Here is a 21,154-nt window from a genome sequence, read left to right as displayed (position 1 = left end):
CGCCGTCCTCGCGCCGGAGACGATTTCGATGCGGTAGGCCGGCGCATCCAGGGCCGGACTGCGGTTGGCGGCGCAGAAGGCCGATACGGAACCGAACAGGTCCAATTCTTCCGTGAGGTCGGTGGCGACGAAGACGATGCGGCGGGGCGCGGCGAGGCGTTTGCTCATCGGCCGATTATGGCAGAAAACGCCTGTTTTGCGTCATTCCTGCCATTGCTTGCATCTGTAAAGTAAGGCCTTCACCGTAGAGAAGGAGCAGCAAGAATGAGTAGCGAAGCAAAGGTGCAGGCTGGCGCATCCACCGATATCGTGATGCTGATCTACCCCGGCATGACGGCGCTGGACATGGTGGCGCCGCAGCTGGTCTTTTCCAATCTGCCCAACGCCCGCGTGCACCTGGTCTGGAAAAATCTGGAGGCGGTGGCGTGCGACACCGGCTTTGCCATTTTGCCCACGGCCACGCTGGCCGGCTGTCCACAGCGTCCCACCGTGCTGTTCGTCCCCGGCAGCAAGGGTGCAACCTGGGCCTTGATGCAGGATCAGGAAGTGCTGGCCTTCCTGCGCCGCTGCGGCGCCGCGGCCGACTGGGTCACGAGCGTATGCACCGGCTCCCTGTTGCTGGCGGCGGCCGGTCTGCTGCAAGGCTATTGCGCCACCTCGCACTGGGGCGTGCGCGAGCTGCTGGCGGAAATGGGCGCCATGCCCTGCGACGCGCGCGTGGTGGAAGACCGCAACCGCTTGACGGGCGGCGGCGTCACGGCCGGCATGGACTTTGCGCTGACCCTGGCCGCGCGCTTGTACGACGAACCGTTCGCACGCATCCTGCAACTGCTGATCGAATACGATCCGCAACCGCCTTTCGGCCCCGGCCACCCGCGCCACGTCGACGCGGCGGTCTTGCAGAGCGCCAGCGCCCTGTACAGCGAGGAAGTGGCGCTGGCCGCGCACGCGGCGCGCGCCGCCGGCCAAGTCTTGATATCTGGAGAAAGCCCCCGATCTGCCAGTTAGCGCTACTATTTTGCTAATGTTGAGGGAGACCTATCATGCCAGCCATCGAGCAACCGCCGCGCCCGCAGCGCGCCCACATCACGCCCGATCCGGAAACGCCGCCGCCGGTGCCGGAAAAAGATCCGCCGCCGGACGAGACGCCGCTGCCGGAAGAACCGCCGATCGAGGAGCCGGTGCCGGCCGCGCCGCCGATCAAGGCCTGAGGCCGGCCTGATTCAGGTCTTGGGCGGCGGCTCGGCCTTTGTTGCCGTCTCCGCTGCCGGCTGGGGCCGGATTTGCCGGATATGCTCTTCGGTCTCCAGCTCGCCCGGTGTTTTCTCGCCGCTGCCAATATCGGGTTCGTCCATCAAGTGTCCGCGGCCGTGTTCATCGGCGCGGGTGTTCTCTGTCGGATTCATGCCACACCTCCTTTTCCGCCATGCTAGCAGGGCGGCGCGAGGCGGAGCGCTCGCTTGCATTTTGCTTGTTCGTAATTGATGTTGCTTCATGGCTATATATTTTGATTTTTGTGTCCGTCGTCACCAGCCTGTCATCAAAGTATTCATATAATTTGACCATCGACAGGTTTTTCATCATGTGGAGGCCAAAATGGGCAATTCCCTGCACAACAAGATCTATCTCGGACGACGCGCCAGCCCTTGGGCCAGCAAGCGCGCCCAGCTGTTGATCGGCTTGGGACTGGTGGCTGGCCTGAGCGCGTTGTGGTTGGTTTTGCGCACTTAAAGGCTGCCGCCTGAGCGCCGGCCTTGCCCTGAGGCGGGGAGGCGCGTACCATGACGGCCGCAAGCTCATCATGGAAACAAGGCAATGAAAAACGAGAAATTCTCCACCGACGAATACAATGCGCTGGACGAGGTGGCCCGCGGCATCAAGGGCCGGCCCAGCGCCTGCGTCGGCCGCAACACCAAGCGTCTGTCCGGTCTGAAAATGATCAGCATCGCGCGCAGCGGCGCCATCACCCTGACCGACAAGGGCCGCGAAGCGCTGTTCCTGCGCCGCTGCATCATGGCCCTGCGCGCGCTGACGGAAAGCCAGGCGGTCACGCTGGACGCCGATGTGGCGCTCTTCCTCGGCAAAAAATCCCATATCGAACAGGTGGAAGGCGGCTTCGCCATCACCGATAAAGGCCGCGCCTCGCTGGCGGACATCGAAGCCCAGGGCATCTGAGTTTTTGCTTCCTCCGGCAATGAAAAAAGCGCTCCGTGGAGCGCTTTTTGTCATTCTACCCGGTCTTACTGGGCCGCAGGCTTGAAGCCGTCGGCGGTGATCGGCAGTTCCGTCACCTCGCCGTATTTGGCGGCCAGCTTGCGGATCGCTTCCGCTTTCCCGACCAGCACCATTTGCAGATTATTGCGCGGGAAGTGCTTGTCCACCAGCTGCTTGGCGCGTTCCGGCGTCAGGCTGTCGACATCCTGCATGAAGTTGTCGATCTGCTCGCGGCCCACGTTCAGGGCGTACATATCGCCCAGCAGGCCGGCCAGCTGCTCGCTGGTTTCGAAGCGTGGCGGGAACTGGCCTTTGACATAGGCCTTGGCCGATTCCAGCGTGGTCTTGTCGATGCCCTTATCCCACAGGCGCTGATAGGTTTTCAGCGCCAGGTCCAGCGCCGCCTCGGTTTTCGGCGTGGCGGTGAAGCTGGAGATCTGGAAGGTGCCGGCCTGCGACAGCGGCGCGAAGGCGCTGTTGGCGCCATAGGTCAGGCCCGAGTTCACGCGCAGCTCGTCGTTGAGCCAGGAAGTGAAGCGGCCGCCCAGCACCGTGTTCACCACTTGCAGCGGCACGTAGTCCGGATCGTTGCGGGCGATACCCTTGCCGCCGATCAGGAAGGTGGTTTCGATGGCGTCGGCCTTGTCCACCAGCCAGACGCGCGGCTTGTCGGCCTGCACCTTGCCATTGTCCTGGGCTTGCGGCGCCGGGCCGCTGGCCTGCCATTGGCCGAACAGCTTTTCCAGCTGCTGGCGCATCTCGCCGGCCTTGAAGTCGCCCACCACCACGATGGCGGCGTTGTCCGGACGGTAGTAGCGCTGGTGGAAGCTCTTCACATCGTCCTGCTTCAGCGCGGCCACGCTGCTGACGGTGCCGGCGGCCGGGTTGGCGTAGGCGCCGCCGCCGAACAACATGCTGCGGTAGTAGTTGCCCACCACCTGGCGCGGGCTTTCCTTCTGCTGTTTCAAGCCCGCCACTTTACGGGCGCGCATCTTCTCCAATTCAGCCGCGTCGAAGCTGGGCTGCTGCACGATTTCGGCGAACAGGGGCAGCAGCTCGGCCGCGTCGGCGCGCGCGAAGTTAGCTTGCACCGTGGTCTGCTCGGTGCCTGCGCCGCCGGCCAGCACGGCGCCGCGGAAGTCGAAGGCCTGGTCGATCTCGGCCTTCTTATGTTTTTGCGTGCCGAGCAGCAGGGCATCGCCGGTCAGGTTGGACAGCCCGGCCTGCTGCGCGTCGTTGACGGCGCCGGCTTTGACTACGGCGCGCACGGCGATCAGCGGCACGTCGTGGCGCTCCATCAGGTAGACGGTCAGGCCGTTCGACAGCTTGGCGCTCTCGAAGGCGGGCAGGCGGAATTCGGCCGCGCTGGCCGGAATCTGCGCCGCGCCGGCGGCCGCGCCCAGCAGGCTCATAACGATCAGTTTCTTCATACTCTTATTCCTCCTTGGCGGCCAGCACGCCCACGGTGCGCTGCGATTTCTTCAGGTATTTGGCGGCGACGGCCTGGATATCGGCCGCGTTCAGCTTTTCGTACTGCGCGGGGGCGTCGAACATCTTGCGATAGTCGCCGAAGAACACCTCGAAATTGCCCAGTTGCTGGGCTTTGCCGTTGATGGTTTCCTGGGCGCGGTACAGGTCGAGCAGCTTGCGGTTCTTGACCTTTTGCAGTTCCTGCTCGCTGACGCCTTCCTTGACGACCTTGTCGACCTCGGCCAGTAGCGCTTGTTCCAGCTTGCCCGCGTCGACATTGGCGGCGGCCACCGCGTTCAGGTAAATCAGGCCGGGATCGAAACCGTCGGTGCTCATGGCGCTGACCGAGGTGGCCAGCTGCTGTTCCACCAGCGCTTTGTACAGGCGCGAAGTCTTGCCCTGGGTGAGCACGTCCATCAGCATTTCCAGCGCATACACGTCGGCGTGGCTGGCGTTCGGCGATTTGTAGGCCACCATCAGGTTCGGCGAAGTGGCCGAAGGCTTGGTCACGAACAGGCGGCGCTCGCCGGTCTGTTCCGGCTCCACCGTGCGCACGGCGGGCGGCGCGGCGCGTTTCGGGATGGCGCCGAAGTATTTGCCGGCGAGCTTTTTCACCTCGTCGAATTTGACGTCGCCCACGATCACGGAAACCGCGTTGTTAGGCGCGTAGTAGGTCTGGAAGTAGTTCTTCAGATCCTGCTGGGTCCAGGCCTTGATGTCCGATTCGACGCCGATCACCGGCCAGGAGTAGGGGTGGGCGGTGTAGGCTACGCTGTTCAACTGCTCCATCAGCATGCGCAGATTCGAGTTTTCCAGACCCGTGCTGCGCTCGGACAGCACCACGCCGCGTTCGCTCTCCACCACTTTCGGATCGATGCTCAGGTGGGCGATGCGGTCGCCTTCCAGCTTGAACACGGTCTCCAGCGAAGACGCCGGGAACCAGTCCTGGTACACCGTCACGTCGCTATTGGTGTAGGCGTTGTTGGCGCCACCCTTGGCTTCCATGGTGCGGTCGAACATTTTCGGACCATAGTTCTTCGAACCATTGAACATCATGTGTTCGAAGAAGTGGGACAGGCCGGTGGTGCCGGGCGCCTCGTTGCGCGAACCGACCTTCCAGAAGGTGTACATATTCGCGTTGGGGATGTTGCCGCTTTCTAGCACGATGAACTTCATGCCGTTTGGCAGCGTGAACGATTTCACCTGATCGGCCGACAGCGCGGCCTGCGCGGAGGCTGCCGCGCCAAGAGCGATACTGGCAGCCAGGATTTTCCACTTCATACTAAGCCCTTTCGGTGAAATGACAGGAATAACTCGAAAACAAGCATAGGATAATTGCAAGTAAAATGCCGGATGTCAACTTAAGGAGTACTTATGGATAGCGCAATGCACTGGTCGGCCCACGAGCTGACGATGACGGTCTTGATGACCCCCGATATGGCCAACTTCTCCGGCAATGTGCACGGCGGCGCCATCCTCAAGCTGCTCGACAGCGTAGCCTATGCCTGCGCCAGCCGCTATTCGGGCAGTTATGTGGTCACACTGTCGGTGGACCAGGTGATGTTCCTGCAGCCGATCCATGTGGGCGAGCTGGTGACCTTCCTGGCCTCGGTCAACTATACCGGTACCACCTCGATGGAAGTGGGCATCCGCGTCGTGACCGAAAACATCCAGCAGCGCCTGGTGCGCCACGCCAACAGCTGCTACTTCACGATGGTCGCCGTGGACAAGGACCGCAAGCCGCTCGCCGTGCCGCCGCTGGTGCCCGAAACGCCGGAGCAGGTCGCCCGCTTCGATGCGGCCAAGGCGCGCAAGGCGGCGCGCCAGCAGGTCAGCGCGGCGAAGAAAAAACCTTGATGACCGTTCCATTTGCTCTTCGCATAGGGCCATGTTCCCCGGAGCGTGGCCTTGTTGCGCTCCTCCGATCCGCCTCGCAAGCGCCGCTGTCGACTATTACCCAGGCGCTGAAAAAAGGCGCTCAGCTTCCGATCTGCGATCTCTTCGGCCGGGATGCGGCAGAAAATGAAGCGCGGGTTCTGGATCTGCTGGAGGAACTGGCTGCGCGTCGAACAAAATTTGAAATCTACGTAGAAGGATGCCTGGAGAGTCTGGAAGTCTTCGAGAATCTCTTGACGAGGCACCATCAGATTGCTTATGACATCGAAATGGAGACAGAGCTTGAGCTTGGCGAACCGAGCGAAGAGGCCATCCGCTGGAGTACGGGTAATTTCGAGTATCCGAAGCGCGAGCGGTAGCGTCCCCTGAACTGTAAAGCCGGTTGCGCCAGCAGTTGTTGGCGCGATCGATCCTGCGGAGAGCCTAGGGCTTCCGCGGCATCAACCGAAGGGGAAACGGCCAAGCCGCAGAAGCATCGCCAGTTTGGCGGCTCCGCGCGATCCACTACTTCCCGGATTTCAGCAGCGCCATCCCTGAGCCGATGCGCCGCCTGGAAGCATCGTCATACAGCAGCGTCTTGAATGCCACCAGCGCCGCCGCCAGCAGCGCGAAGGTCAAGCCGCTCGCGATGCTGCCGCGCATGCCGGACGAGGCGATGAAGCTGCCGCCCACCACGGCGCCAATGGTCACGCCCAGATTGATGAAGGCGATATACAGGCCGGTCGCAAACTCGGGCGCTTCCGGCGCCGCTGAACTAAGCCAGACCTGGGTGACGACCAGTCCACTGGTATGGGCCGCGCCCCAGAACAGCATGATTACCACGAGTCCCGTCATCGCCGCCGGCGTGGCGAAGAGATGCAGGATCACGTAGGCGAAGGCCAGCAGCAGCGGCTGCAGCAGCACGGTCAGCACCAGGCGCTTGCCGAGCAGGTGGCCGGCCAGCAGATTACCCAGCAGCCCGCCTAAGCCAAAGACCAGCAGCATTACGCTGATCGCTTTGCCGTCCATGCCAATGTGGCGCAGATGTTCGGCGGCATAAGCGTAGACCGAGAACATGGCGGCAAACACCATGGTGGCGGCGGCGATGTTCAGCCACAGCACCGGCTTGCGTAAGATGCCCAACTGCTTGCCATACGAGAGCTGCGCGCCGGCCGGCGCCTGCGGCAGCCAGATCATCAAGCCCAGCGCGGCGATGCCGTTGGCGGCGGCGCAGAAGAAGAACGATGTCTCGTAGCTGAAAGCGGCGGCGATCCAGGTGGTCAAGGGTATGCCCAGCACCATGCCCATGCTGGTGCCGACGAAGGCATGGGCGCTGGCGCGCGCGGCCTGCCCGGGCGGATACATGGCGATCGCCGCCACCATCGCCAGCGAGAAGTAGACCGGATGCAGCAGCGCCGCCAGCAGGCGCAGTGCCAGCAGGCTTTCAAAGCCGGGCGCGTAGGCCGACCAGACGCTGATGGCGGCGAAGAACAGCAGCGCGCCGGCCAGCATGCGCTTGCGGTTGACGCGCGAAGCCAACAGTACCAGCGGCGGCCCGCCCACCGCCACGACCAGGGCGAACAGGCCGACCAGCAGCCCGGCGCGCGTGGCCGTGACGTGGAAGCGCTCCATGATGAGCGGCAGGATGCCCACCACGCCGAACTCGATGCAGTACAGGCCAAACAGGCCGAGGCCGACGAAGAAGATGGGATGCGGCCCCTTCATGCCGCCGCCTTGTCGTTGCTTACGGCCGGCAGGCCGGCGTAGACGGCGTGGCAAAGCTGGTCGACGAAGGCACCCGACATGCCTTCGAGCGCGGTGTTGGTGAAGGCCACCACCGTGAGTTCGCGCTGCGGGTCGACAAACCAGGAGTGGCCGTAGGTGCCGCCCATGCGCCAGGTGCCGGGCGATTCGGGACTGGCGGCAGCGGCGGGGTCTGTGAGCACGGCGATGCCCAGGCCGAAGCCGCGGCCGGGCCAGAAGGCCATGGGCAGGTCGCCGATCTGGTTGCGGGTCATTTCGCGCGCCAGCGCCGGCGGCAGCAGAGAGCCGCCCTCCGTGCGCAGGGTTTCCAGCAGCAGTAGCAGGTCGCCCGCCGTTCCGACCATGCCGGCGCCGCCGGAAGGGTAGGCATGCGGGTCCAGCGCGCGGCCCGGCGCCAGCAGGAAGCCCGCCGTGCCTTCGATAAAGGGCAGTTGCGCGTGCTCGTCAAGGCGGCGCGGCGCGGGAGCGGCGTTGGCGTAGGCCGCCGCCAGCCGCGCCGGATCATGGGCCAGAAAGCCCGTGTCGCGCATGCCCAGCGGCCCGGTCACGAGCTCGGCGACGGCTTGCGCCAGCGGCAGGCCGCTGGCTTGCTCGATGACGGCGCCCAGCACATCGGTCGCCATCGAATATTTCCATTGCGTGCCCGGCTCGTACAGCAGCGGAGCGGATGCCAGCCGCACCAGGTTCTCGCGCAGGCTGATGCCGCTGTGGTCCATGCCGTCCGAAACCTGGGCGCGCGCATAGGAAGCATTCTCCTCCTGGAAGAAGCGGTAGGTCAGGCCGGCGGTATGGGTCATCAGATGACGGATCGTGATGGTGGGGACGGCGCCGTTTTCCAGCGCCGGCTGGAAGTAGGGCAGGTAGCGCGTCACTGGCGCGTCGAGTTCCAGCCGCCCCTGCGCCACCAGCACCAGCGCGGCGGCCGAGACGATGGGCTTGGAGACGGAGGCCAGGCGGAATACGGTGTCGGCCGTCATGGCGCGTGCCTGTTCGCGGTCGGCCATGCCGGCGGCGCGCTGGTAGACAAGGCGGCCGCCTTGCGCGGCCAGGACCACGGCGCCGACCAGGCGCTGCTCTGCCAGTGCCTGGTCGATCACGGCGTCAAGACGCGCCGCCAGGGCGGGATTGCCGGTTGGGGCGGAGGTGGAGTTGAAGTGGGACATCGGACTTCCTTATTGAAGAGGGAAGTCCAGCTTAGTGACATGCCGACTAAAGAAAAACAGGCTAGAATTCCCTTCATAAAGGACGTATGTGTCCGCAATGGAGTGGGATATGGATCATTTGGGCGGCCTGACGGCCTTCGTGCAGGCGGCGGAAGCGCAAAGCTTTGTCGCGGCGGGGCGGGTGCTGGGCGTGTCGCCGTCGGCCATCGGCAAGAGCATTGCGCGCCTGGAGCAGCGGGTCGGCGTGCGCCTGTTCCACCGCAGTACGCGCAGCATCCGCCTGACGGCCGAAGGCAAGCTCTTTCTCGAAAGCTGCCGCCGCATCCTGCTGGAGATCGAACAGGCCGAGCAAGCGCTATCGAGCACCATGGGCGCGCCGCGCGGCCGCCTGCGCATCAGCCTTCCGCTGGTCGGCAACCTGCTCAATCCCGTGCTGGTGGAGTTTGCCCGCCTGTATCCGGAGATTCTGCTCGACGTGGATTGCACGGATCGCCGCGTCGACCTGATCGAGGAAGGCTTCGACGCCGTGGTGCGCGTGGGCGAAAGCGCCGATTCGCGCCTGATGAGCCGCAAGCTGGGCACCTTTCATTTGCGCCTGGTGGCCGCCCCGGCGTATCTGCGCCAGCACGGGGCGCCCGCGCAGCCGCAGGATCTGCAGCGCCACCGCTGCCTGTTCTACAAATTCCCGAGCACGGGCAAGCTGGAAGCCTGGCCTTTGGCGGATTGGGAGCAACTGTATGGCAGCGGCCTGCCGGCCGCGCTGGAATGCAGCACCATCGACACCCTCATGCACTTTGCCCGGCAAGGCATGGGCATCGCCTGCCTGCCGGATTTCGCGGTGCGGGCGGATCTGGAACATGGCGCCCTGCAAAGCGTGCTGCCGCGGCATACGCGCCATAGCGGCAGCTTTCATATACTTTGGCCGTCCAGCAAGCAGCTGGCGCCGAGGCTCAGGGTCTTGATCGATTTCCTGAGCGAGCGGGTATTTCCGGAGGAGAGCCGAGGCCTTAGTGGCGGCGGCGGGTAGGGTAGATCAGCGTGCGCACCGCCACGCTGGAGGGTACGCCCATCGCGGCCAGGAATTCGGCGGCGCGTTTCAGGCCCACTTCGGGCAGGGCGGAAATGGCCTGATTGATGATGTCGCGGGTGTTATGGTCGGCGCGCACTTGCTGGTGGCGCAGGTCGTGTGTATTCATCCTGTGGTCCCCGTGCGGAGCGGCGCGAGGCCGAGATTTTTCCCCTCGCGCAGCATTTGTTCAAAATCCCGTGGCGCGACCGGACGGCTGAAATAATAGCCTTGCATTTCGTGGCATCCGTTGCGGCGCAGGTAGTCGAGCTGCTCCCGCGATTCTACCCCTTCCGCGATCACGCGCAACTTCAGATTGTGAGCGAGTGCAATGATGGAAGCCACGATGGCCGCGTCCTCGGCGTCATGCGCGATGTCGCTGACGAAGGAGCGGTCGATTTTCAGCACATCGATGGGGAAGTTGCGCAGATAGGACAGGCTGGAGTAGCCGGTGCCGAAGTCGTCGATGGACAGCGTCACGCCCAGCGCCTTCAACTCGTGCAGCAGGGTCACGGCCTGCTGCACATCGTTCATGAACAGGCTTTCGGTCAGCTCGATTTCCAGGCAGGAGGCGGGCAGGCCGGTCTGCGCCAGCGCGCCGCGGATTTCGTCGACCAGGCCCGGCTGGCTGAACTGGCGTGCCGACAGGTTGACCGCCACGCGCAGGGGCGGCAGGCCGGCGTCCTGCCAGGCCTTGGCCTGGGCGCAGGCGCTGTGCAGCACCCAGGCGCCGATCGGCAGGATCAGGCCCGTTTCCTCGGCCAGGCCGATAAAGCGCTGCGGCGGCACGGTGCCCAGCTCGGGATGCTGCCAGCGCAGCAGCGCTTCCATGCCCACCACTTCGCCGCTTTGCAGGTCGAGCTGGGGCTGGTAGTGCAGCACGAATTCCTCGCGCTCCAGCGCCTTGCGCAGCGCGCCCTCGATGCGCAGGCGCTCCTGCGCTTCCTCGTTCATGGCCGGCTGGTAGAACTGGAAGCAGTTGCGGCCCATTTTCTTGGCCGAATACATGGCGATGTCGGCATGCTCGATCAGGTGCTGGGCGGCGGCGGCATCGCCCTCGTACACGGCGACGCCGATGCTGCAGGTGACGAAGAATTCCTTCCCCTCCAGCAGCACGGGCTGGGCCAGATTGCTCATCACGCGCTGCACGATGTCGGGCGAGAGCGATTCGTCCGGGTATTCGCTGAGGATGGCGACGAATTCGTCGCCCGACAGGCGGGCCACGGTGTCGCTGGCGCGCAGGCTGGTTTGCAGGCGGCTGGCCACCGTCACCAGCAGCTGGTCGCCGGCCTTGTGGCCCAGGCTGTCGTTGACGAATTTGAAGCGGTCCAGATCGATCAGCATGACCCAGATCGGGTGGCTGCTGCGGTTGGCGTAGGCCACGGCCTGGCTCAGGCGGTCCTGCAACAGCATGCGGTTGGGCAGGCCGGTCAGCACGTCGTGGTGGGCGATGTGCTGGATGCGCTGCTCGGCCAGTTTGCGTTCGGTGATCTCGCTGCCGGTGCCGCGATAGCCGCGGAACTCGCCCTGGGCGTCGTAGACCGGTTCGCCGCTGGTGATGAACCAGCGCTCCACGCCGTCGTCGCCGCGCATGGAGTACTCCACATTGGTGAAGGGCATGCGCGATTCCAGCAAGGCCTTGTGCTCGCGTCCCCATTTGGTCTGCAGCATGTCGGGATGTGCTTCCCAGCGCGTGCGGCCGATATAGCTCTCCTTGCGGATATGGCCTTTTTCGAAGAAGCCGCCGGTCACATTGGTGAAGCAGAAGTTGGCGTCCTGCTCCCAGTACCAGTCGGAGGACAGGGCCAGCAGGCGGCGGAAGCGCTGTTCGCTTTCCTGCAGCTTGCGTTCGGCGCGTTTGCGCGCCGCCACGTCCTCGATCAGGCGCTCGTTGCTGCGCTGCAGATCGGCGGTGCGCGCATCGACCAGCAATTGCACGCGGCGCGAGCGTTGCACCAGGGATTGTACATAGGCCGCCGCCAGGATGCTGAACAGCAGGCCGCCGACCAGGGTGCAGAGCGAACCCAGATGGTCGGCCAGGAAGGGGCGCGGCTTGGCTTCCACCCGCACATGCCAGGGCCGTCCCAGCACATTGAAGGACTTGATTTCGTTGCCGTGGTATTCGGGCGAGAGCCAGCGCCAGAACAGGTGGTCGGGCTGGGTGTCGCCGCGTTGCAGGCCGTGGCTGAATACCAGATTGGCCGGCTGGGCCGGATCGCCCGCATACACGCTGAGCACGAGCTGCTGGTCGTCCAGCAGGCCGGCGCCTTGCAGGATGGTGTAGACCAGGGAGGTGGTGCGGATTACGGCTCCGGTATCGCCGATCCAGGCGGCGCGGCGCTGTTCCGGCGTGGCGCTGGGCGCGCCGTGGCGGAACACGGGCATCAGCAGCACCATGCCGCTTTCGGCGCTGGCGTCCTGCGCCAGGCGCAGCAGGGCGGTGGCGGCGGGGCGGCCGCTGTCGAGCATCTCGTCGACGGCCTTGCGCACGGCGCCATTGCTCAGCACTTCCAGGCCGAAGGCGCGTTCATTGCCCTGCAGCGGTTCCAGATAATCGACCACGCTATACAGTTCGCTCTCGGGCGCCGGCCGCATCTCGCTGCCGATCATCTGGCGCACCACGAAGCCTTCGTGCTGCTTGCGCATCTCGGCTTCATAGGCGAGCTTCTGCGGGTGGGTCAGCACGCGATGGAAGTTGAAGGCGCTGACGAAGGGGTAGCGCTCCAGCAGCGGGCGGGTGAATTCGCGGAATTGCTCGCGGCTGACCGGTTCCACGGTGCGGAACAACTGGTTGGTGATCGACAGCACTTCGACCGCGTCGACGAAGCCGCGCTGGATGGCGGCGGCGCGCACATTGGCGCGCTGCTGGAAACTGAGTTCCATCTTGCCGTATTCGAGCGCCGTCACCGCCACGAACAGCACGGTCGTCACGGCCAGGCCGGCGCCCAGCGTGGCGGCTGCGGCAAAGGCAATGGACGATGATGACCGGCGGCGGCGAGCCATGAAACTCCTTGTAGGGAAAATAAGATGTGGCGTGGGGGTGCTGTGCGGCAATATTACTGCGGCGCTAGTTTGTCACAAAATCGGGGAAATTCCGAGTTGTAGCGCCACAAATAATCGTTTTTTTCTGCTTTTTGATGCCGTTTTTACAAGCTGCCGCGCAGCCGCGCCACCAGCCAGCGCGCCAGCAGGCGGTTGACCAGGCCAAAACCCAGGCCCGGCCAGAGGCCTTGATGGCGCGCCACCCGGCGCAGCAGGTTCAGGGCCGGGGTGGGGCGGCCGGACGCCGCCTTCAGGGCGAAGACGATGCGGTTATTGCCGGCGATGCCCTGGAACTGGCACAGGCAGCCCTGGAAGCGCTGGCGCAGGCGGGACAGCAGGATGGGGTAGCGCGGATCGTAGTTGAAGATATTCGCCACCAGCAGGCCGTCCGGGCGCAGGGCGCGGCGGCAATCGGCGTAGAAGCGGGCCGTGGTCAGGGACGAGGGCAGGCCATCGTGATCGAAGCCGTCGAGCAGCAGCACGTCGGCGCTGTTCTGCAGGCGCGCCATATATTCGGCGGCATCGGCATGGATGATGCGGAAGCGCTCATCGTCGGGCGGTACGGCGAAGCGTTCGCGCAGGGCGATCACGTCGGCGCGCAATTCGAGCACGGTGATGCGGGCATAGGGCAGGTAGCGGTGGCAGAATTTGGCCAGCGAACCGCCGCCCAGGCCGACCATCACGATGTGGCGCGCGCGCGGCTTGAACAGCACGAAACACATCATGGCGCGCGCATAGCGCAGCACCAATTGGTCCGGATCGTCCAGGTCCATCTGGCTTTGCACCTCGCCCGGCTGGAATTCCAGCGACAGGCGGCTGCCGCGCCGATGCAACAGGGAAGTGTGTTCGAGGGAGGAAGTCATATGCCAAGGTTGTTGCCGGCTCCGAAGTTCTGATAAGCTGCCGGGTTTGCCGCATAGAGTGTACTCGAAGCGCGCGCCGGGTGCCGGACCGCGTTTACATACATTCAAATAATCGGTACATTGCCAGCATGGCCAGCGCTCCGGAGAGAGAATATGTTCTTAGATCACCCGACCATCACCGCGACCAACAGCTTTACCGAACCTGACCGTCTGGAACGGCTGGGCCGCGTGTATGGCTACGTGGCCGCCCTGGCGGATATAGCCGGTAAACAGAATTTTATCGAGAAGGTCAGCCAGCTGCACGACCACAAGGGCACGCTGATCGTCTTCTGGCACGACGCGCCGAGCGAGGACGAGAAGGAATTCTTCCTCAAGGCCTGGGGCAGCAAGGTGGGCGACGGCAGTACGAATGTCGAGCACGAGGTCTAATAAACGCTGTAGCGCATGGATATTCGCACCCTTGCCTTAGCCCTGGCTCTGGGCAACCTGAGTCTATGCGCGGCCCTGTTCTTCTTTGATTACGAGCGGCGCAAGTCGCTGAGCCTGTCCACCTGGGCGGTGGCCAAGCAATGCCAGGCCGTGGCCTGGCTGCTGCTCTATTTCCGCGGCGTGCTGCCCGATTTCCTCGGCGGCCCGCTCGCCAATCTGCTGCTGTTCGCCGGCGTGGCCCTGGATGCGGGCGCGTTCTGGGACGCCGCCAACAGGCCGTCCTGGCGCCGCGTGCTGCTGCCGGCCCTGGCGCTGGCCTCCCTGGCTTATCTGGCTTGCCAATTCATCGATAGCGAAGGCGGCCTGCGCGTCGCCACGGGCGCCGTCATCCTCGGTGGTTTCTACCTGGCCGGCGTGGCCGCGCTGCTGCGCTTCTGGCGCGCCGGCAGCATGTTGTGCCGCTTCCTGACCGTGACCATGAGCGTGCTGGCCGTGGTGGTGGCCGCGCGCGGGGTGCTGAGCGTGCTGCTGCCCGAGGGCTGGAGCTGGGTCAGCCCGGCCATCATGGCCGGCGTCGGTTATGGCGCGCTGTATCTGCTGATGCTGTTGAACGGCTTCGGCTACCTGCTGCTGTCGCGTGAAAAGCTGCAGGGCGAGCTGGATCGGCTGGAAACCATCGATGCCCTGACCGATGTGCCGAACCGGCGCGGCTTCTACCAGGCTTTGCAGCCGTGGATGGCGCTGGCGCGCCGTCCGGGCCAGCCGACCGCCCTGATCATCCTCAATCTCGACCAGTTCAAGCGCGTCAACGACAGCTACGGCCATCCGGTGGGCGACAGCGTGCTGAAAACCATGGTCGATGTCTGCCGCAAGCAGTTGCGCGACAGCGACTTGATGGGCCGCCTGGGCGGCGCCGAATTCGCCGTCCAGCTGCCGCGCACCTCGCTCGAGGATGCGCGCCTGGTCGCGGAGCGCATCCGCAAGGCCGTGGAAGGCATGCCGGTGAAAGCCGACAAGGCCATCATCCAGCTCACGGCCAGCCTGGGCGTGACCACCATTCGTGCCGAAGATACAACAGTGAGCCTGTTCAAGCGCGCCGACGAAGCCTTGCAAGCGGCTAAACTGCGTGGCCGCAATCAAGTGGCCGAAGCCGAGACGCCTTCGCTGGAGGTTTAAGCGCGTCTTGTCATATGGGTGTAACAAATTCCGCTTAGTGTGATAGCATTTTCGTATAAACGATATAAACGGAATTTACATGTACGCCGCCGTCGACCTTGGTTCCAACAGCTTCCGCCTGCACATAGGCAAACACGATGGTGACGCCATCCGCGTGCTCAAAAGCATGCGCGAACCGATACGCCTTGCCGCCGGACTGGATGAGGCGGGCAATCTGAGCGAGGCCGCCATCCAGCGCGCCATCGCCTGCCTCAAGACTTTCCGCCTGACGCTGGCCGCCTATGAGCTGGACGCGGTGCGTGTGGTCGCCACCTCCACCATGCGCCAGGCGCGCAATGTGGCCTCCTTCCTGCCGCAGGCCGAGGAGGCCATCGGCTACCCGATCGAGATCATTTCGGGGGAAGAGGAGGGGCGCCTGATCTATATGGGCGTGGCCAATTCCCTGGCCCAGCCCAATGAGCGGCGCCTGGTGGTCGATATCGGCGGCGGCTCGACCGAGCTGATTCTGGGCCGCGGTGCGGATATCGAGCGGGTGGAATCGTTCAGCGTGGGCAGCGTCAAGCAAAGCCTGTCCTTCTTCGTTGGCGGGCGGGTGGACGCGGCGTCCTACGAGGCGGCCATCCTGTCGGCGCGCAGCCATTTCGAGGACGGCGCGCCGCCTTACCACCCGCAGTTCTGGAAGCGCGCTTACGGCTCGTCGGGCACCATCCGCGCCATCGCCGAGATCATCGAGAAAAATGGCCTGGGCAAGGGCGATCTGTCGGCGCCCAGCCTGGAAGCGCTGAAAAAGCGCTTCATCGAGTTCGGCCACGTCAGCAAGATCGACATGCCGGGACTGCGCCCCGACCGCGCCGGCACCATCGTCGGCGGGCTGGCTATCCTGATCGCCATCGTGCATGAACTGGGCATCAACCAGATGCAGTCCATCGAGGCCGGCTTGCGCATGGGCGTGATGTGGGATCTGTATCTGCGGTCGACCCGGCGTGACCGGCGCGAGCAGTCGGTGCGCCTGTTCATGGAGCGCTTCCACGTCGACCAGGCGCGCGCCGAGCGTGTCGCCAACGATGCCGTCACGCTGTACGAGCAGATGAAGCCGGGCGCGGAGAATTACAGCCAGCACCTGTTCTGGAGCGCGCTGCTGCACGAATGCGGCGTGGTGGTGTCGCAGACGGGCAGCCATAAACACGCCTCCTACCTGGTCGAGAACGCCGACCTGCCGGGCTTCACCACCCGCGAGCAGAAGGCCATGAGCCGCCTGCTGCTGGCGCAGAAGGGCAATCTGCGCAAGGTCAGCGAGCTGCTGGGCGAGTCCGATTTCGCCAAGGCGGTAGTGGCGCTGCGTCTGGCGATTCTCTTCATGCACTCGCGCATTGAGCTGGATTTCAAGGGCATCAAGCTGCGCATGAAAAACCGTATCGAGCTCGAACTGCGGCGCGAATGGGTGGCTGAACACCCCACCGTGGCCTATTGGATGGAAAAGGAACAGGAGTTCTGGGACGAGGTGGGCGTCGATCTGAGCATCCGCGCCATCGCCTGATCGGGCGGGGAATTCTCACAGATTCTCGCTGCACGGCTCCATTTTCTTGAAAAATGGTATATATTGTTTATATTGTTCAATTAATGGAGTCGCCATGACTGTTGTAAAAACCGAGAAAAAGCCGGTTGCCGCCAAGGCCCCGGCCGTGAAACCGGCCGCTAAGCCGGCAGTGAAAACCGCCGCCACCGCCGCCAAACCAGCTGCCGCCGCGGCGAAACCGGCCGCCAAGGCTGTGACCAAGGCTGCCGTCAAGCCGGTCAAGGCCGCGGCCAAACCTGCCGTGAAAGCGGCCGCCAAGCCGGCTGCGAAGCCTGCCGCCAAGCCTGCCGCATCGAAGGTTGTCGCACCGAAGGCCGCGCCAAAAGCCGCTGCGCCAAAAGCGGCCAAGCCGCGCGCCGCCGCCAAGCCGGCCGAGAAAGCGGCCGAGGTGGCGAAGGAGAAGCCACGCAAGGATAAGTTGGTGCGCGACAGCTTCACCATGCCCGAAGCCGAATACGCGGTGCTGGGCCAGGTGAAGAAATCCTGCCTGAAAGCCGGTTTCGAGATCAAAAAGAGCGAGCTGCTGCGCGTGGGCGTGGCCCTGATCAGCCAGATCGACCTGGCGACCTTGCAAAGCGTACTGGCATCTTTACCACAGTTGAAGACCGGACGGCCCAAAAAAGCCTGATGTCATCGAACTGCCATAAAGTTGTCATTTTGTTGAAGCAATAGCTCGTTACGCTTGCTTTCGTCCCCACTGAAAGGATGAAAGCATGCAACATACTATCGTACAAGCAGAAACCCGGGCGTCGGCTGGCCGTCTGGTGCTGAGCATGGCCAGCACGCCCGAGGAACTGCGCGAAGTGCAGCGCCTGCGCTACAAGGTGTTCATCGAGTCAATGGGCCTTAACTCGCTGGCCAGCGACGATGGCCTCGACAGCGACGAATTCGATGAATTCTGCGATCACCTGATCGTGCGCGAATCCGACAGCCTGAAGGTGGTCGGCACCTATCGCCTGCTCAATCCCACCCGCGCCCGCAAGCTGGGCCGCCTGTATTCGGAAGGCGAATTCGACCTGGGACGCTTGAATAATCTGCGCGGCCGCATGCTCGAAGCGGGCCGTGCCTGCATCCACCCGGATTACCGCGGCGGCAGTGTCATCATGCTGCTGTGGTCGGGCCTGGCCGAGTATATGCGCCGCCAGCAATGCGACTACCTGATCGGCTGCGCCAGCATCAGCCTGGCCGACGGCGGCCACAATGCCGTCGCCGTCTACCAGCAACTGCGCGAAAAGCATATGGCGCCGCCCGAGTACCGCGTCACGCCGCATCTGCCTTTCCCTTACCAGAAGCTCGATCCGGCGCCGGCGGTGCAGGTGCCGGCCCTGCTGAAAGGCTATATGCGCTCCGGCGCCTGGATCTGCGGCGATCCGGCCTGGGATCCTGATTTCGAAAGCGCCGACCTGTTCCTGCTGATGCCGCTGGCCAATCTGGATGCCCGCTATGCCCGCCATTACAACGTCGGCGAGCCGGCGCTGGCCAGCGCGGCCTGACGCAAGGTTCCCGGCTTCCCTGCCAACCCGCCTCATCCGAGGCGGGTTTTTTATGCTTGCGTTCGCCGGCGGCATGGCCTATAGTTAACTGTACTGATCGGTACATTGTGTGGCGATTGGTACATTTAAAAGGAAAAACCATGCCTACCCGTCCTCCGCTGCCTCCCTTCACCCGCGAGAGCGCCATCGAAAAAGTCCGCCTGGCCGAAAACGGCTGGAACACGCGCGACCCCGAGAAGGTCTCGCTCGCCTATACCGAAGACAGCTGGTGGCGCAACCGCGGCGAATTCGTCCAAGGGCGAGCCGCCATCGTCGGCCTGCTCAAGCGCAAGTGGACGCGCGAACTCGACTACCGCCTGATCAAGGAGTTGGGCATACGACGGCGCCCGCATTGCGGTTCGCTTCGCCTACGAATACCATGACGACTCGGGCCAGTGGTTCCGCGCCTACGGCAACGAAAACTGGGAGTTCGACGAGCAAGGCTTGATGCACCACCGCCATGCCAGCATCAACGAACACCCGATCCAGGCCAGCGAACGCAAGTTCTTCTGGGACGCCAGCGGCCCGCGTCCGGACGACCATCCGGGCTTGAGCGAGCTGGGCTTTTAAGCATTAAAGGATAGGAATGGCGCGACTCATCGCAGAAAAAGCCGACATCGTGCCGCTGCTGGCGGAAGTTTTCCGCCAGTACGGCTTTGAAGGCGCCAGCTTGGCGCGCATCGGCGAAGGCACCAGACTGGGCAAGGGCAGCATCTACCACTTCTTCCCCGGCGGCAAGGAGGAAATGGCCGACGCGGTATTGGCCGACATCGACGCCTGGTTCCGCGACAACATCTTCGCCCCGCTGGCGGAAAGTGCCGACCCGCGCGCCGGCATCGCCCGCATGTTCGACGACGTCGAGCGCTACTTCGACTCCGGCCAACGCATCTGTCTGCTTGGCGTGTTCGCCCTGGGCAGCGAGCGCGACCGCTTTGTCGACCGCGTGCAAGGCTACTTCGCCGCCTGGATCGCCGCCCTCGGCGCCGCCCTGCAGCGCAGCGGCCATCCCGCCGCCGAAGCCGCCGAGCTCGCCGAAGAAACCGTCGCCGGCATCCAAGGCGCGCTGGTGTTATCGCGCGCCCTGCAAAGCCCGGCCAGCTTCAGCACCGCCCTGCAGCGCCTCCAACGCCGCCTTTGACAACCATCAAAAAATGTCCACCCTGGTGTCAGGCACCAGAGCAGGACATTGTTTGATACTGATCAAGAAATGTCCGACCTTAGTGCCTGACACCAGGGTGGACATTTTTTGATTTGGGTCAAAGGGCTTGGCCGTTTTTGTCGCGGCTATCCATGGCGACGGTTTGCACGGTCAGGGTGGCGCCGGGGCGGATGCGCTGCTGGCCGTTGAGGATGACTTTGTCGTCGGGCTGGAGGCCGCTTTGCACGATGCGCAGGCCGCCGCCGGCTTGCGGGCCAAGCGTGATGGCGCGGTATTCGGCCTTGCCTTCGCGGTTGACGATGAAGACGTATTTGCGGTCGAGGTCGGTGCCGATGGCGCGCTCGTTGACGAGCAGGGCGCGGGTGGCGTGCTGACGGCCATTGCCGGCGGCGATTTGGACGCGCACGAAAAGCCCGGGCACGAGATTGCGTTCGGCATTGTTCAGCACGGCGCGCATGCGCACGCTGCCGGTATTGGTGTCGAGGCGGTTGTCGATGAAGTCGAGTTCGCCTTGGTGCGGATAGCCTTGTTCGTTATTGAGGGCGATGTGCACCGGCACCGGCGCCCCGGCCCGCTTCAGCACGGCCACGCGCAGATAGGTCTCTTCGTCGCCGTCGAAGCTGGCGTAGATCTTGTCGGTGGAGACGAGCGAAGTGAGCACGGCATGGCCGTCGACCAGATTGCCGACCGTGATTTCGGCCTTGCTGACGCGCCCGTCGATCGGTGCCAGCACCTTGGTGTACGCCATGTTCAGGCGCGCCGCTTCGGTGGCGGCTTGGGCGGCGCGCGCGGTGGCGTCCAGTTCTTTCTGGCTGGAGGCGCGTTCGTCGAATTCGCGCTGGGCGATGGCGCGGTCGGCCAGCAGCCGTTCGGCGCGTTCCAGTTCGACCTTGGCCAGGTCGGCGCGGGCGCGGGCCGAGTGGGCGTCGGCTTCGGCCTTGTTCAATTGGGCCTGGTAGGGGCGGGCGTCGATGGTAAACAGCAGATCGCCTTTCTTGACCAGGCTGCCCGGCGTGAAGTGCACGCTGGTGATGTAGCCGCTCACGCGCGGCCGGATTGCGACGCGCTCGATGGCTTCGAGCCGGCCGGGAAATTCCTGGGTTTCGACAATGTCTCTTTGCACGACCAGCGCCGCCGAGACCGGCATGCCGGCCGGCTTGGCCGCCGTCTTGTCCTGGGACGAATCGCAGCCCGTCAGCGGCAGCAGGGCCAGACTGAGGACGCTCAGAGCGAACAGCAATTTCATGGTGACCTCGCAAGTGGGAGGGGAATGGGGGACGCCTCGCGCGTCTAGTCTAGCGGCACGGTACGCAAGCGGCCTCTCCCTTAAGAGGGGGGAGCTGTTGTAATGCGGGGAAAAATGCTGACAGCGGGGTTTGGGCTGTACAGGGGGGAAGTGGGCGCCGGAGACTGCAATGCCGGCGCCTGGCATGGCAAGGACAGAAGAGGCTTGTCAGTGCACTGAAGCAGTCGATAGTTCTTTTAATTCACGGATACTGAGTTCCGATTTTTCGTGCATGCGCAACAGGATCGTTGCGCCAACGGCCAGCTTGCGATGCCGGATCTTGCTGATGATGGGGGGCTGAACTTCCAGCACCCGGCACAGCTCTGCATCGTTCTTCAGATGCATTTTTTCGATCAGGGTATCGAGCAGCTTATTGGGCACAAAGCTTGAAGGCTCTAGCGCCCTTGCACGGTTCATCGCTTCGATCAGTTCCAGTTTTTTTTGCCGCACGCTCATTTGCTCCTCCCTTAGGTCACGTGAATGGGACTGGCTCTTCCTGGCTTGTCTAGCCGCCACAAGGCGGTGAGGGTGGCGACTAAC

Annotated in this window: 23 protein-coding genes and 1 pseudogene; 14 read left to right on the top strand and 10 right to left on the bottom strand. The window is 64.0% G+C overall.

The features are described from left to right. Positions 1 to 264: 264 nt before the first annotated feature. Positions 265 to 1,008, top strand: coding sequence for a DJ-1/PfpI family protein (locus FHS03_RS07485; protein ID WP_183440375.1), 744 nt, complete (start codon positions 265 to 267; stop codon positions 1,006 to 1,008). A gap of 35 nt (positions 1,009 to 1,043) precedes the next feature. Next, entirely contained in the window at positions 1,044 to 1,211 is a 168-nt protein-coding gene (locus tag FHS03_RS07480) for a hypothetical protein (protein WP_183440374.1), read from the top strand. 12 nt (positions 1,212 to 1,223) lie between these two features. On the opposite strand, the gene FHS03_RS07475 is transcribed toward FHS03_RS07480, so the two are convergent. Beyond that, positions 1,224 to 1,406 (bottom strand): hypothetical protein, encoded by a 183-nt coding sequence (locus tag FHS03_RS07475; protein ID WP_183440373.1) that lies wholly within the window; start codon positions 1,404 to 1,406, stop codon positions 1,224 to 1,226. 190 nt (positions 1,407 to 1,596) lie between these two features. Between FHS03_RS07475 and FHS03_RS28380 the strand changes: the two genes are divergently transcribed. Then, positions 1,597 to 1,731, top strand: coding sequence for a hypothetical protein (locus tag FHS03_RS28380; protein WP_260108882.1), 135 nt, complete (start codon positions 1,597 to 1,599; stop codon positions 1,729 to 1,731). An 84-nt stretch (positions 1,732 to 1,815) separates the two neighbouring features. Further along, the gene (locus FHS03_RS07470; RefSeq protein WP_183440372.1) at positions 1,816 to 2,175 is read left to right on the top strand and encodes a hypothetical protein; all 360 of its coding nucleotides are present in this window, start codon (positions 1,816 to 1,818) and stop codon (positions 2,173 to 2,175) included. A 65-nt stretch (positions 2,176 to 2,240) separates the two neighbouring features. Here the strand turns inward: FHS03_RS07470 and FHS03_RS07465 are convergent, their stop codons facing one another. Both FHS03_RS07465 and FHS03_RS07460 read right to left on the bottom strand, forming a co-directional pair. Further along, entirely contained in the window at positions 2,241 to 3,644 is a 1,404-nt protein-coding gene (locus FHS03_RS07465) for a M16 family metallopeptidase (protein WP_183440371.1), read from the bottom strand. Between the two features lie 4 nt (positions 3,645 to 3,648). After that, positions 3,649 to 4,965, bottom strand: coding sequence for a M16 family metallopeptidase (locus FHS03_RS07460; RefSeq protein ID WP_183440370.1), 1,317 nt, complete (start codon positions 4,963 to 4,965; stop codon positions 3,649 to 3,651). Positions 4,966 to 5,070: 105 nt separating this feature from the next. Between FHS03_RS07460 and FHS03_RS07455 the strand changes: the two genes are divergently transcribed. After that, complete coding sequence (locus tag FHS03_RS07455) at positions 5,071 to 5,541, top strand: acyl-CoA thioesterase (RefSeq protein ID WP_183440553.1); 471 nt, start codon at positions 5,071 to 5,073, stop codon at positions 5,539 to 5,541. Next, a complete protein-coding gene (locus FHS03_RS07450) occupies positions 5,538 to 5,939 on the top strand; it encodes a hypothetical protein (RefSeq protein WP_183440369.1) in 402 nt (133 codons plus the stop codon). Before FHS03_RS07455 ends, FHS03_RS07450 begins: the two co-directional genes overlap by 4 nt. Positions 5,940 to 6,084: 145 nt before the next feature. Here the strand turns inward: FHS03_RS07450 and FHS03_RS07445 are convergent, their stop codons facing one another. Then, on the bottom strand, positions 6,085 to 7,284 hold the full coding sequence (locus FHS03_RS07445) for an MFS transporter (RefSeq protein WP_183440368.1): 1,200 nt from the start codon (positions 7,282 to 7,284) through the stop codon (positions 6,085 to 6,087). After that, on the bottom strand, positions 7,281 to 8,486 hold the full coding sequence (locus FHS03_RS07440) for a serine hydrolase domain-containing protein (protein WP_183440367.1): 1,206 nt from the start codon (positions 8,484 to 8,486) through the stop codon (positions 7,281 to 7,283). Before FHS03_RS07440 ends, FHS03_RS07445 begins: the two co-directional genes overlap by 4 nt. A gap of 109 nt (positions 8,487 to 8,595) precedes the next feature. Here FHS03_RS07440 and FHS03_RS07435 point away from each other — a divergent pair, with 109 nt between their 5' ends. Then, positions 8,596 to 9,513 (top strand): LysR family transcriptional regulator, encoded by a 918-nt coding sequence (locus tag FHS03_RS07435; RefSeq protein ID WP_183440366.1) that lies wholly within the window; start codon positions 8,596 to 8,598, stop codon positions 9,511 to 9,513. On the opposite strand, the gene FHS03_RS07430 is transcribed toward FHS03_RS07435, so the two are convergent. The 3 genes from FHS03_RS07430 to FHS03_RS07420 form a co-directional block, all read right to left on the bottom strand. Then, positions 9,494 to 9,682 carry a hypothetical protein gene (locus FHS03_RS07430; protein WP_050408523.1) on the bottom strand — a complete coding sequence of 63 codons (189 nt, stop codon included), beginning with the start codon at positions 9,680 to 9,682 and terminating at the stop codon, positions 9,494 to 9,496. The two genes, FHS03_RS07435 and FHS03_RS07430, sit on opposite strands and share 20 nt — an antisense overlap. Next, positions 9,679 to 12,555 carry a bifunctional diguanylate cyclase/phosphodiesterase gene (locus FHS03_RS07425; protein ID WP_183440365.1) on the bottom strand — a complete coding sequence of 959 codons (2,877 nt, stop codon included), beginning with the start codon at positions 12,553 to 12,555 and terminating at the stop codon, positions 9,679 to 9,681. The genes FHS03_RS07430 and FHS03_RS07425 overlap by 4 nt, the downstream gene beginning before the upstream one ends. A gap of 143 nt (positions 12,556 to 12,698) precedes the next feature. Further along, a complete protein-coding gene (locus tag FHS03_RS07420; RefSeq protein ID WP_183440364.1) occupies positions 12,699 to 13,457 on the bottom strand; it encodes a fused MFS/spermidine synthase in 759 nt (252 codons plus the stop codon). Between the two features lie 153 nt (positions 13,458 to 13,610). Between FHS03_RS07420 and FHS03_RS07415 the strand changes: the two genes are divergently transcribed. The 7 genes and pseudogenes from FHS03_RS07415 (at position 13,611) to FHS03_RS07385 (ending at position 19,308) form a co-directional block, all read left to right on the top strand. Continuing rightward, a complete protein-coding gene (locus FHS03_RS07415) occupies positions 13,611 to 13,886 on the top strand; it encodes a hypothetical protein (RefSeq protein WP_176348785.1) in 276 nt (91 codons plus the stop codon). 15 nt (positions 13,887 to 13,901) lie between these two features. Continuing rightward, positions 13,902 to 15,062, top strand: coding sequence for a GGDEF domain-containing protein (locus FHS03_RS07410; protein WP_183440363.1), 1,161 nt, complete (start codon positions 13,902 to 13,904; stop codon positions 15,060 to 15,062). Between the two features lie 79 nt (positions 15,063 to 15,141). Next, on the top strand, positions 15,142 to 16,599 hold the full coding sequence (locus FHS03_RS07405; protein ID WP_183440362.1) for a Ppx/GppA phosphatase family protein: 1,458 nt from the start codon (positions 15,142 to 15,144) through the stop codon (positions 16,597 to 16,599). A gap of 94 nt (positions 16,600 to 16,693) precedes the next feature. Continuing rightward, the gene (locus FHS03_RS07400; RefSeq protein ID WP_183440361.1) at positions 16,694 to 17,266 is read left to right on the top strand and encodes a hypothetical protein; all 573 of its coding nucleotides are present in this window, start codon (positions 16,694 to 16,696) and stop codon (positions 17,264 to 17,266) included. An 85-nt stretch (positions 17,267 to 17,351) separates the two neighbouring features. After that, the gene (locus FHS03_RS07395; protein ID WP_050408517.1) at positions 17,352 to 18,131 is read left to right on the top strand and encodes a GNAT family N-acetyltransferase; all 780 of its coding nucleotides are present in this window, start codon (positions 17,352 to 17,354) and stop codon (positions 18,129 to 18,131) included. A 140-nt stretch (positions 18,132 to 18,271) separates the two neighbouring features. Then, positions 18,272 to 18,740, top strand: a pseudogene (locus FHS03_RS07390) (nuclear transport factor 2 family protein). 16 nt (positions 18,741 to 18,756) lie between these two features. Next, positions 18,757 to 19,308, top strand: coding sequence for a TetR/AcrR family transcriptional regulator (locus tag FHS03_RS07385; RefSeq protein WP_183440360.1), 552 nt, complete (start codon positions 18,757 to 18,759; stop codon positions 19,306 to 19,308). Between the two features lie 118 nt (positions 19,309 to 19,426). Here FHS03_RS07385 and FHS03_RS07380 read toward each other — a convergent pair whose 3' ends face one another. Both FHS03_RS07380 and FHS03_RS07375 read right to left on the bottom strand, forming a co-directional pair. After that, complete coding sequence (locus FHS03_RS07380; protein WP_183440359.1) at positions 19,427 to 20,575, bottom strand: efflux RND transporter periplasmic adaptor subunit; 1,149 nt, start codon at positions 20,573 to 20,575, stop codon at positions 19,427 to 19,429. 207 nt (positions 20,576 to 20,782) lie between these two features. Then, positions 20,783 to 21,070: a hypothetical protein gene (locus tag FHS03_RS07375; protein WP_050408514.1), complete on the bottom strand. Its 288-nt coding sequence runs from the start codon at positions 21,068 to 21,070 to the stop codon at positions 20,783 to 20,785. Positions 21,071 to 21,154 lie beyond the last annotated feature (84 nt).

Origin of the sequence: Pseudoduganella violacea, from assembly GCF_014191875.1 — a bacterium.
GTDB classification, from domain to species: Bacteria; Pseudomonadota; Gammaproteobacteria; order Burkholderiales; family Burkholderiaceae_D; genus Rugamonas; species Rugamonas violacea_A.
This window is presented reverse-complemented; position numbering and strand designations above follow the sequence as displayed.